This is a genomic window from Providencia sp. PROV208 (assembly GCF_028479465.1).
GTDB lineage: Bacteria > Pseudomonadota > Gammaproteobacteria > Enterobacterales > Enterobacteriaceae > Providencia > Providencia alcalifaciens.
This window is the reverse complement of sequence record NZ_JAMPNS010000017.1, coordinates 78,893-91,122: the sequence shown is the minus strand read 5'-3', so window position 1 is coordinate 91,122 and position 12,230 is coordinate 78,893. Positions and strand designations below refer to the sequence as shown.

The window sequence follows — 12,230 nt, the reverse complement described above, 5'->3', positions numbered from 1 at the left end:
ACGATTTGGTAAAGCCCATTACCGCTTTTTCTTCGCTGCTAATTGCTCAGCAACTAAATACCCAGAGCCCCCGCCAAGACCAGGACCCGGATGTGTTGATGCCCCAATGTGGAACAGATTTTTGACTGCCATTTGATGTGCCTTAGTTTTTCCTGAAGCGGCAAACGGTCGTAGCCAAAAGAATTGATCTGGAGAACAAGTTCCTGAATAAGGATCTCCCCCCACCAAATTGCAGTTGTAGTTTTCAAGATCTGCCGGAGAAATTGCTTTACGACCAATGATCAGGTTAGTCACTCCTGGCATCACCATTTCCAAACGCTGTTGAATACGATCGGCTACAGCTTCACGCACCGTTTCATTCCAGCAACCATCTTCAGGTACCGTGATTTCGCCCGCCGCGTCCCCTTTCAAATGGCGAGGTAATTCCTGCATTTGGATCCATAAGATCCAGCCACCATCAGGTGCTCGACTTGGATCTAACGCTGTTGGCTGACCAATACCAAAGGTGGGTCTATCTGGTAAATATCCGTTATTCGCCTGCGTGACAGACAAACACACTTGCTCCATACTTTCTGTAAAATGCACCAATGGCACATGGCGTAACTCTGGATTACACCACGGTGGCGGCGCACTGAGCGCAAAGTGAATTTGCATGCCCCCGCGACCATAACGGTATCCCTTAGCATGTTGCTTCACTTGAGGGGAAACCTCATCAAGTAGGCTGCCATACAGCTGAGTTGGTGTCACATTACACACCACACTTTCACTCGCGGGGATAAACTGCCCATCGACCCGAACACCTATCGCACGGCTCGCTTTACCACTGCCTTTCGTGATGATTTTTTCCACATGAGCATGGGTACGCAGCTCACCGCCATGTTGCTCAATGACTTTGGTAAATGCTTCAACAATCCGATAACTTCCCCCTTTCACGACCGGCATTCCCCCCGCCACTACCGCCGCAAAAGTCAGCTTTCCTATCAGCGCTGAGCTGGCTTCATCAGGCCCTAGCCCTGTATGCAGCACCCACGGTGCCATCAGTGCTCGGCTAAAGTCATGCTGCAATTCCCGCTCAGACCAGCGCCGAAAACTCTCCACGCCAGACTTGGCAAAATCCAGTAGACCGTCAACGCCACGTTTACGCCATTCCGAAAACAGCAGTTTGAACATGCCGCCGCTGTAGGGGTTCTGCCCCAACAAACCAAAGGTCAGAGCGGCATCTTCACTGAACAATTTTTCTGCCATTTGGCGAAATGCAAAGCCATCACCGGGTGCGATTTCATCCAGCTGTTTGGCGGCAGCACCAATATCTCGTTTTAATGCCACCGATTTACCATTGGGTTGCACCAAACCAGTGGAATAATCGCACTGAGCAAATTCCAAGCCATGCTGTTGCAGTAAAGGAGCGAGTTCTTGATAACCGGGACTGCCCACAAACAGGGAATACCAGCAAGAAAGTAGGTCGTGAGTGTATCCGTCAAATAGCGCTTCAGTACGAATACAACCACCAAGGCGGTCGTTGCGTTCTAATACCAATACGGATTTTCCGCGCACCGCCAATAACGCCGCGCACATCAGCGAGTTCATCCCACTGCCGACCACAATCACTTGAGGATTTGATAAGGTCGCCATACCTCACCCCACCAGCGCAAGCACACGCAGTGGGCTACCTGAACCACCCTCAATTTTCAGTGGTGCCGCCACAATGACCACGCCAGTTGCGGGTAATTGATCGAGGTTTTTTAAGCATTGCAGACCATACTTATTATTGCCATGCATTAAGGTATGGCAGGGATAGGGCACTGGCCAGCTATAAGATTGCCCAGCATCGGTATTGATAGTTTCAACCCCGAATCCTTTCACATCACGTTGATGAATAAGCCATTCTACGGCTTCCTGAGAAGGACCAGGGGTATGAGCGCCATCTTCTCGCATATTCACATACGCTTCTGGGTTATCCGATTTTTTTGACCAATCTGTACGCAGTAAGACCCACGCTGCTTTTGGGATTTTGCCGTATTTTTCTTCCCACTTTTGTAGGAAATCCACGGTTAAGATCCAATCTGGATTTTTCGCTACTTCTTTGCTGGCATCAACCACCACCGCAGGGGCAATAAAGTGGTGAAGCGGGATAGTATCAACGGTATTTTTCGGCTGATCTTTACCACTTATCCAATGGATAGGTGCATCAAAGTGGGTTCCGGTGTGTTCACCACAGCTAAAATTATTCCAATACCACGCGGGACCATTTTCATCATAACGGGAGATTTGTTCCATTTTAAATGACCAGACTTGCCCAAATTCAGCGGGTAGCTGTAATGCAGGAAATGAAGGCGATAAGGTTTGCGTCAGGTCGATAATCTGAATATTGCCTTTTTGTAACTCGCTGGCGAATGACATCAAAGTTTGCTGTTCCATACTATCTCCTGCGCCTATTGCGCTTCATGTAAGGCTGTAAATGTGCCACTGTGGAAAACTAACGGCTTACCGGTTTCGCTACCAATGCGACGCACATGCCCCACCATCAGTAAATGATCCCCAATATGATCTTGTTTGTGGTTTTCACACACCAACGTCACGATCGCCCCATGTAAGGCAGGGATCCCTTCAGGTGTCATATGTACCGCTACATCTTCAAACTTGTTTTCAACACGTGGATTGGCAAAACGCATAGCTAGCTCTTGGTGATCTTTTCCCAAGATGTTGATCGTGAAATGCTGGCAATCACGAAACACCGCAAGATTAGGGGAATGATTCACTAGGCTCCACAACACTAAAGGAGGATCCAATGAGAGTGATGCAAATGAGTTGATCGTCAGACCAACATCACGTCCATCAGGCGTTCGCGTGGTGACAACTGCGACCCCTGTGGGGTAGCAGCCTAGTAAATTGCGTAAGGTTTTCGATTCAAACTCGGTATGACCCCATTCGCTCTCGCACATAAGTGTGTCCTCTGCAATCATCGACATACTGATCTCTCCTACGAAGCGCGAACTTCTTCTTGCATCAACGATTGAATATACGTATCGCAGGCATGGGCATCGTGCCACCACGGAGCAAGTACCGGTGGGTAGTTAAAAGCATTCGCGACAGTATGAGCAAGGGTTGGCAACTGCTGAGCAGCGCCTAATACATTCAGGACATGTGGCTCTGGTGGCGCTAACAAGGCGTTAGTCCATTCCACGACATGGCGACCATATTTCCAAAACTGTTCAAAAGTGTCATTCATCCACTCGGCGGTATATGGCTTATCACCACGCGCTAAAATAGCGTCATAGTAAACTTTGCTGGCTTTTGTGGCATTGTTAGAACCTTGCCCGGTCAGTGGGTCATTCGTGACTAATGCATCACCTAAACCAAAGACAATTTTCCCTGACGGCAGGGTGAGTACGGGTTTACGGACCGTTGGAGCAAAGCGCCCAGCCAGAATGCCATTTTCATCGGTCAACTCGATATGACGGCAGCGTTCAGCTTCCCAAGGTAAGTAGGTATCGATGATTTTTTTGCTATAAGCCAGATGCTCTTGCGGCGTGCGGGCTTCTCCCCATTGGTCCATCGGTCCACCGGGTACACCTTCAAATACCATAATGTGGCAATCACCGCTGTTAGTTAGCGATGGGAACACAAAGTACTCCCCCACTCCTGGGATCAGGTTGAAGGAAACTTGTGAAAATTCAGGGGTTGGCAGCATTCCGTGAACATAAGTCAGTGCTAATGCACGTTGTGGTTTGTCATACGGCGAGCGGGATGCATCGCGTTCTAACAGCTTCACAATTTCGCCTTTTCCTCCTGCGAGGATCACTAAATCATTAGTTTCTGCTAAGCGTTCAAGTTCAGCGACACCCACATCTTCAATCAGTAAGTTACCGCCACGAGCAGCAAACAACTCCAGCCAATAGGGCATTTTGATACGCTGATCAACCGCTTGAGCGTAATTATCTAAGCGAGAACGCCAAGTAATAGCTTTCTCTCCCGCTTTTTCTGGGTGTGGCACAGTAAAGCCGATTCCTTCAACGGGTGGGCATTTGTCTTCCCAGAAATTAATGCCAAGATCGCGTTCAAATTGCAGCGAAATATCAAACATACATTGGCTAGACATAACTCTGCCATTTTTCACATCATCTGGGGTACGGTTGGTGGCAACCGTCACATCATAACCTTTGTCTAGCAGCCCTAATGCCAATGGCATACCCGCCTGACCACCACCTACGATTGCGATACGACGCATAGTGAATTCCTCGATAAAATTAAAATAAGGGTGTCTTATTCAGCAAGACGGGGAATGGCGGGTTTCGCCTGTTCAGGTCCCATGGCAGAGTATCCACCATCGACCGAGTAATCTGAGCCAGTCACAAAACTCGCCAGATCAGAAAGTAGGAATGCCACGACCTGAGCCACTTCTTCTGGGTCGCCAACACGTTGTAAAAGATGATAATCCGCAGCGACGCGGTCGGTTTTTTGACGATCGCCGCCAGTCAGTTCATCCATGACCCGTGACCATGTCCAACCAGGGGAAACAGAGTTGACGCGAATACCGTCGGGAGCATAGTCCATTGCTTGACTGCGCGTGACTTCAAGCATGGCAGCTTTGGACGCGGGATAGAGCCAACGACCTGTTTGCGCGACCGAAGAGGAAATACTGGTAAAATTAACAATTGCCCCTTTGTCTGCTTTCGCTAAATAAGGTTTGGCAAATTGCGCTGCCATCACCGCACTCACGACATTGATATTGAGTGCCGTGAGCCAATCTTGGCGAGAAGACGCTTGACCGTCATCCAAATAGGTTGCGGCCAGATTAACCAAAAAATCGAGTTGACCGTACTTTTGCGCAACACGGTCAATACCGTGTTTTAGTTGTTGGTCATCGGTGATATCGATAGGTAGAAAGTCAATATTGGGCTCCGATTGCGCCACACTTTCTCCATTGGTTTTATCAATATCAAAAATGGTCACTTTCACCCCATAAGAACATAAGATTTTCGCCACCGTTGCGCCGATTTTTGTTGCACCACCTGTCACAATGGCAATTTTGTTGTTCAGACCTTTCATCGCTGTGCCCTCTTTGCTCTCATTCGCTCACCATAGGTTCACAAAAGAATATGTTCACAAAATAATGCGTTCACAAAAAATTAACATGACGCATCATTACGCAAAAAAGGCAAAACGCTGTAGCCTATATGCGCAAAGATTATCCGCACAGCGCGGCTATTTGATTAATAACTTAATGATTATATTGAATAAATAGCCACATTTTGCAGTGACTATCCAGATAGTGAAAAGTGTGATTTATGGGCGTTCTAGAATTTGAGCACCCGGACCCTGATTCCCTAAAATATCTTCAGGGTTGCGCAATGGGCAGTCACGCAGTGATAAACAACCGCAACCTATACAATGGTCTAATTCATTACGTAATCGAGTTAACTGCTTGATTCGTCTGTCTAAAGAACTTTTCCACTCTGTGGACATGCTCTTCCATTCTTCTGCGGTCAACGTGCTATTGGCAGGAAATTTACCTAGCGCATCTTGGATCTCTTTTAACGGAATTCCTGTGCTTTGAGCCACTTTAATGATGGCAATATAGCGTAAAACGACAGGTGGAAAACGTCGTTGGTTTCCTTGGGTTCGAGCGCTTTGAATTAACCCTTTTGCTTCATAAAAATGCACGGTTGATACGGGTACACCCGCGCGCTTTGCCACTTCTCCCACGGTAAGTGCTCGTGAAAAATCCCCCTTTTCGGCCGCAATTTCCCGCGTTTTTATCGTCTTCATGGTTTTGCCCACCATTTTTGCCCCCCCTATTGACCTCAACTTAACTTAAGGTTTTATAGTGCCAGCCTCTTTAATTGTCAATTTAAGATGCCAATGATAATGAATAAAAAAACGCTAACTTTGCTATGCACTGTACTTATCACCGCAGGTGGGGGAACAGTGATTTACTCGACATACGCCAATTCAAACGATAAACCACAAGCGGCTTATCAGTATCCTCCTGTAAAAGTCGCTTTGGCGCCGGTGACGCTCGCTAATGCCCCCCGAACCTTCTACGGCGTGGGAGAATTAGAAGCCGGCAGCCAAGTATTGGTGGCTGCTGAGACCAGTGGACGCATTACTAAAATCGGTTTTGAATCCGGACAGCCAGTGAAAAAAGGGCAACTGCTAGTCCAACTCAATGATGCCGTAGAAAGAGCCGATTTGGCTCGCTATCAAGCGCAATATCGTAATGCAGCTCGTTTATATGAGAGAACGCGGACTTTATCTGCTCAACATTTGGTGGCCGAAGCTCAAGTAGATAGTACGCGTGCTGAGCGAGATATGGCGCAAGGGTTAATTCAACAAACCCAAGCCTTAATTGCACAAAAAGCCATTCATGCCCCCTTTGATGGCATCATCGGTATCCGGCAAGTTCATGAGGGTCAATACCTTAGCCCTGGGGAAACCATTGCTAGCCTGGTGGATACGCAAACTTTGAAGCTAAATTTCTCATTAGATGAACAAGCCTCCCCTGAATTGCATCAAGGGCAAGTGGTGGATCTTGCTGTTGATGCTTACCCAAACACGCCGTTTCCCGCGAAGATAACCGCCATTGATCCGCTGATAGGTAAATCCCGTACGATTGCATTGCAAGCCACATTGGATAACAGCAATGGCAAACTCAAAGCCGGTATGTACGCTAATGTCACGGTAGTTCGCCAAGCCAATAATGCGGTACTAACTGTCCCTGAAACTGCGGTCACTTATACCGCTTATGGGGATACGGTGTTTATCGCTGAAGGTTCAGCTGATGCCATGACCGTTAAACGTGTTTCTGTAAAAACAGGACAGCGTTTTGATGGCAATATCGAAATTGAGCACGGGCTCATGGAAGGTGACCAAGTCGTGAGGTCGGGGCAATTACGCCTGAATAATGGCTCAGCGATTATTCCTGTGGCACAAGATACATTATCTGAAACGCCTCAAGGCTCATAAGGACAGCATCATGAAATTCACGGATTTGTTTGTTCGCCGCCCTGTTTTAGCCTTAGTGGTGAGTGCCTTGATTGTACTTATTGGGCTCTTCGCACTGAGCAAGTTACCCATTCGCCAATACCCACAGCTAGAAAGTTCGACGATCACCATTACAACTCAGTACCCCGGTGCATCGGCAAAACTCATGCAGGGATTTGTTACCCAGCCCATTGCACAAGCCGTCTCTTCCGTAGAGGGGGTCGATTACTTATCATCATCATCCGTTCAAGGCAGTAGCCTCGTTACCGTACGTATGGAGCTTAATCGCGATTCCACTCAAGCGCTCACCCAAGTGATGGCAAAGGTGAATCAAGTTCGTTATAAGTTACCCAAAGAAGCTTATGACCCCGTTATTGAACTCTCTTCTGGGGAATCTACCGCTGTAGCTTATATTGGTTTTTCCAGTACCGAACTCGCTATCCCTGCTCTGACAGATTATCTTTCCCGCGTGGTGGAACCCATGTATTCGGCGATTGATGGGGTGGCAAAAGTGCAAGTATTTGGCGGGCAGCAGCTCGCAATGCGCCTATGGCTAGACGCGGATAAACTCGCCGGTCGAGGTATTTCTGCGGCTGAAGTTGCGCAAGCCGTACGCCAAAATAACTACCAAGCGGCGCCCGGAAAGGTCAAAGGAGAATTTGTTATCTCCAACGTGTATGTGAACACCGATTTGACCAATGTGGATGAATTTCGAGACTTAGTGATCCGCAATGATGGCAACGGGCTTGTGCGCTTAAAAGATGTGGGCACCATTGAGCTTGGGGCCGCCTCCACGGAAACCAGCGGATTAATGAATGGCGAGCCCGCTATTTATTTAGGTTTATTTGCCACCCCAACGGGTAACCCGCTAGTCATTGTGGATGGCATGAATAAACTCATGCCTGATATCACGAAAACACTGCCGCCAGATGTGAAGGTGGAAATGGCCTTCGAGACGTCACGGTTTATTAAGGCCTCTATCAACCAAGTGGTCAGTACCTTAGTTGAAGCCCTGCTAATCGTTATTGCGGTGATTTACCTGTGTCTTGGGTCTATTCGCAGTGTCATTATCCCTATCCTAGCAATTCCGCTGTCCATGTTGGGTGCCGCTGCATTAATGATGGCGTTCGGTTTTAGTATTAACCTGCTTACCCTGCTAGCGATGGTGTTGGCGATTGGGTTGGTGGTGGACGATGCCATTGTGGTCGTGGAAAACGTCCATCGGCATATTGAAGAGGGGAAATCCCCCGTTCTCGCGGCCTTAATTGGTGCCCGTGAGGTGGCAGGTCCTGTTATCGCCATGACCATTACACTCGCAGCGGTCTATGCGCCTATTGGTTTGATGTCAGGGTTAACTGGTGCGCTATTTAAAGAATTCGCACTCACCTTAGCCGGTGCAGTGATTGTTTCAGGTATCGTGGCATTAACGCTTTCTCCTGTAATGAGCTCATTTATGCTGAATTCAAAACAGAATGAAGGACGTATGGCGAGAATGGCAGAAACCTTCTTCGAAACGCTTGCCCATTATTACACTACCATTTTGAATTTCTCGTTGAAAAATCGTTGGATGACAGGAATCTTAGCGTTAGGTGTCGTGGTCAGCTTGCCAATGCTGTATCACGCCGCGCCGCGAGAGCTCGCCCCTGTTGAAGACCAATCGAGTGTATTAACCGCGATTAAGTCCCCACAGCATGCCAACCTTGAATATGTGGAGCGATTCTCACGTAAGTTACATGATGTCTTTACGGCGCTTCCCGAAACGGAAAGTACGTGGATTATCAACGGTACTGATGGCCCGTCCGCCAGCTTTGGGGGAACTAACCTCACTAGCTGGGAACAGCGTGAGCGCCCTGCTTCAGCCATTCAATCTGATTTACAAGGACGAGTTGGTGATGTGGAGGGTAACAGTATCTTTGTTTTTCAATTACCTGCACTACCCGGCTCAACAGGCGGATTGCCAATCCAAATGGTGTTAAAAAGCCCGCAGGATTATCCGGTACTGTATCGTACGATGGAAGAAATTAAACAACGCGCTCGTGAAAGCGGCCTGTTTATGGTGGTAGATAGCGATCTCGACTACAACAATCCTGTCGTTGAGGTGCGTATTAACCGCTCAAAAGCCAATAGCCTTGGCATTCGCATGCAGGATATTGGTGAATCTCTCACACTGCTCGTCGGCGAGAACTATATCAACCGCTTTGGCATGGATGGTCGCTCCTATGACGTGATCCCGCAGAGCTTACGTAGCCAAAGACTCACACCTGAAGCTTTGTCTCACCATTATGTGAAATCCGAGGATGGCAGCATGATCCCGCTGTCAACCGTCGTGGATATTTCTACGCAAGTTGAACCAAATAAGCTGACCCAATTCAACCAACAGAATGCCGCTATTTTTCAAGCTATCCCCGCTCCCGGAGTAACATTGGGGCAGGCGGTAGCGTATTTAGATGAGATGACCAGCGAACTACCTGCCGGTTTTAGCCATGATTGGCAATCTGATTCTCGCCAATATAAACAAGAAGGAAACACCCTCGCCTTTGCCTTTATGGCGGCGCTGATTATTATCTATTTAGTGCTCGCCGCGCAGTATGAAAGCCTTGTCGATCCTTTGATTATCTTAATTACTGTTCCACTTTCAATCTGTGGCGCCTTGATCCCACTCGCCCTCGGCTATGCCACCCTCAATATTTATACCCAAATTGGGTTAGTCACCTTAATTGGGTTGATCAGTAAACATGGGATCTTAATGGTGGAGTTTGCCAACGAGCTCCAAGCCAATGAAGGCTTAGATAAGCGGCACGCCATTTTAAAAGCTGCACAAATTCGTTTACGCCCTATTTTAATGACAACGGCAGCAATGGTTATTGGTTTAGTACCTCTGCTGTTTGCCACAGGAGCAGGTGCAAATAGTCGATTTGGTCTGGGTTTAGTGATTGTCACAGGCATGCTGGTTGGCACGCTATTTACCCTGTTTGTGCTACCGACCATCTATTCCGTACTCGCTCGAAATCATAATGCGACGACATTAACCCCAAGACGTTATGAGCTTGCTGAAGCTAACCGCCTAATTAAACATTCTGAGGAGACGGCGCCATGAATTACTCATCGTTAAACCATCTTTCACTGGTGCCTACACGCAAGGAAAAACGGGCAGCTCATGACAATAAATCAACTGATTTTTCTGCCAACCCGATGAGTAATAGCATCGCGATGATGATGATTTATCATCCTTATCCATTAAGTACCTCACATTCGGACGTCACAGATCCACAGCGTAAATAACCTCTAGATTTAAATAATAAAAAAGAGCCGCATGCATTCGCTTTGCGGCTCTTCTTCAACAGACTATAAGTCGATTTTTATTTACTGACCTTCATAGAAAGCCATCACCAACTTACCTTCTTTAATGATGATAGGCGTCCCCGGTAACGCATCGATGACCTCATTTTGAGAGGCATCTACTACGACCGCAACATTACGGTTATTTTGGCTCGCCAGTAAGCTTGGCAACTGTTCTAAACGATAAAAGCGGTTTTCAGCATCCGGATAATTCAGCCCATAACCTAACTCACCAGTTTGATATAACATCGTAATATCATCGCGTTTCAGTACCCAAGCTAATGCGGTACCCAATCCCACATTATTGGTTAATAACACCGCGCGATTTTGCAGTTGATCTTGGTATTTTGCCAGCACGCCTTGCGGCGTATTATTGCTCTCGATGTATTTAGGGATCACATGCCCAATACTGAGGCTTAACACTAAAGTACATGCCGCCGCCCACGACCAATACTTACGGTTGAATGACACGATCCCCATTGCTGCCCAGAAAAGGAATGCACCTGCGGCAATCCACATTTTGTAGCTTTCATCCCCTTGATATAAATTCATTTTAGGGAAGTAAGGTGATGCAATAAATGCCCCTGCCGCCACGACACCCAGTGTTATGTTTATCAGCGCATTCAGGCGAATGGTAGCCACTTTATTCTGGGTTAAAACCTGCTGCAAATAGGATGCCATCAAAATCGCGATAGGTGCGATGCACGGCAAAATATACGTGAGTAACTTTCCTTTGGTGATACTAAAAAATAGGAAAGGCAGCACCGCCCACAACAAGAAATAAAGGTTTATACCTTTAGCTCGAATAGCATAGGCAATCGACGAAACTAAGTAGCCTAACCACGGAAGAACCGCCGCCACTAAAATGGGTACATAGAACCAAAATGGGGATTTATTTTGTGCGTTATCTGCCATAAAGCGCTGAATATGCTCAACCCAGAAAAAATAACTCCAAAAATCGGGTTCAAGGCTAGCAATCGTTAATGCCCACGGCAGACAAACTAAAATAGCGACAAGAATAGAGACCAGCGCATACAAACAGATTTCTTTTAATTTTTTAAAATAAATCGCGCTGACTGAGCAGACTAATACTGGCAAGACCAAAACTAAAAAGCCTTTGGTCATTACCCCTAACCCACATGCAACACCTATCAGAATATATGCATACAATTTGTGGGCGCGTTGTGTCGTGGTTATCCCCCATTGGAAAAAGAAGATAATCATCGTAATAAAAGCGGTAACAATTGGGTCCAAAATATTATAAGTCCCAATCGTTAAAATCATAAACATCGAGAGGTAGATAAGTACCGCATTAAAGGCAAGGTCTTTATTCTTCCATGCCATCTTAGCGCTCAAATAAACAAATAGTCCGCTAATTAAGGTGCTAAAAACGACACCTAAGCGAACAGAAACATTGTTTTCGCCAAATAGCATCTGGAAGAAAGAACCCACCCAATAGCCGAAAATAGGTTTTTCAAAATAACGGATGCCTAACAGTTCAGGTACGCTCCAATGGCTACTCAGTATCAGTTCTCGACTGATTTCGGCATAACGTAATTCATCAGGTTGCCATAACATGCGCCCATTCAGTGGCAGAAAATAGGTTATGAGTACAAAACCGAATAATAGGCACCACTTTAAGTAGGCTTTTTTATTATTTGCCATCATCATTTAATCTCAACCATTCTTGTCATAAATATTTAATAATTATTATTTGTGCTACTGCATCAAACGCTTTTTATTAATCAAAACAGAGTACTATTATCTTCGAATTGACTAAACCCAGTATAAACCAATAAACATTTTCGTATTCCATTTAACATATTAGCTAAACAATCAATAAATGAATCGTGCATTTAAATGTTAAGATAAAAATGAGCTGCTTGTTCAGACTCGATTAAAAAACA

At 46.6% G+C, this 12,230-nt stretch carries 10 protein-coding genes; 3 read left to right on the top strand and 7 right to left on the bottom strand.

Annotation, left to right across the window (positions count from 1 at the left end; all coding sequences use genetic code 11):
- Positions 1–18: 18 nt before the first annotated feature.
- The 6 genes from PR766_RS14050 to soxR all read right to left on the bottom strand — a co-directional run bounded on the left by PR766_RS14050 (position 19) and on the right by soxR (position 5,784).
- Positions 19–1,632, bottom strand: a complete 1,614-nt coding sequence (locus PR766_RS14050) for a phytoene desaturase family protein (RefSeq protein WP_154635929.1) — start codon at positions 1,630–1,632, stop codon at positions 19–21.
- Positions 1,633–1,635: 3 nt separating this feature from the next.
- Positions 1,636–2,418, bottom strand: a complete 783-nt coding sequence (locus tag PR766_RS14045; RefSeq protein ID WP_006663342.1) for a cyclase family protein — start codon at positions 2,416–2,418, stop codon at positions 1,636–1,638.
- A 14-nt stretch (positions 2,419–2,432) separates the two neighbouring features.
- On the bottom strand, positions 2,433–2,969 hold the full coding sequence (locus PR766_RS14040; protein WP_006663343.1) for a flavin reductase family protein: 537 nt from the start codon (positions 2,967–2,969) through the stop codon (positions 2,433–2,435).
- A gap of 11 nt (positions 2,970–2,980) precedes the next feature.
- Positions 2,981–4,228 (bottom strand): styrene monooxygenase/indole monooxygenase family protein, encoded by a 1,248-nt coding sequence (locus PR766_RS14035; protein ID WP_154635928.1) that lies wholly within the window; start codon positions 4,226–4,228, stop codon positions 2,981–2,983.
- A gap of 35 nt (positions 4,229–4,263) precedes the next feature.
- Positions 4,264–5,049: an SDR family oxidoreductase gene (locus PR766_RS14030; protein ID WP_006658249.1), complete on the bottom strand. Its 786-nt coding sequence runs from the start codon at positions 5,047–5,049 to the stop codon at positions 4,264–4,266.
- A 237-nt stretch (positions 5,050–5,286) separates the two neighbouring features.
- Complete coding sequence (gene soxR, locus PR766_RS14025; RefSeq protein ID WP_006658247.1) at positions 5,287–5,784, bottom strand: redox-sensitive transcriptional activator SoxR; 498 nt, start codon at positions 5,782–5,784, stop codon at positions 5,287–5,289.
- An 84-nt stretch (positions 5,785–5,868) separates the two neighbouring features.
- Here soxR and PR766_RS14020 point away from each other — a divergent pair, with 84 nt between their 5' ends.
- The 3 genes from PR766_RS14020 to PR766_RS14010 are packed head-to-tail and all read left to right on the top strand — an operon-like array spanning position 5,869 to position 10,266.
- Entirely contained in the window at positions 5,869–6,966 is a 1,098-nt protein-coding gene (locus tag PR766_RS14020; protein ID WP_036974059.1) for an efflux RND transporter periplasmic adaptor subunit, read from the top strand.
- A gap of 10 nt (positions 6,967–6,976) precedes the next feature.
- A complete protein-coding gene (locus PR766_RS14015; protein WP_154635927.1) occupies positions 6,977–10,081 on the top strand; it encodes a MexW/MexI family multidrug efflux RND transporter permease subunit in 3,105 nt (1,034 codons plus the stop codon).
- Positions 10,078–10,266, top strand: coding sequence for a hypothetical protein (locus PR766_RS14010; protein WP_006658244.1), 189 nt, complete (start codon positions 10,078–10,080; stop codon positions 10,264–10,266). Before PR766_RS14015 ends, PR766_RS14010 begins: the two co-directional genes overlap by 4 nt.
- A gap of 81 nt (positions 10,267–10,347) precedes the next feature.
- Here PR766_RS14010 and arnT read toward each other — a convergent pair whose 3' ends face one another.
- Complete coding sequence (arnT, locus tag PR766_RS14005; protein WP_036959837.1) at positions 10,348–11,994, bottom strand: lipid IV(A) 4-amino-4-deoxy-L-arabinosyltransferase; 1,647 nt, start codon at positions 11,992–11,994, stop codon at positions 10,348–10,350.
- Positions 11,995–12,230: the final 236 nt, after the last annotated feature.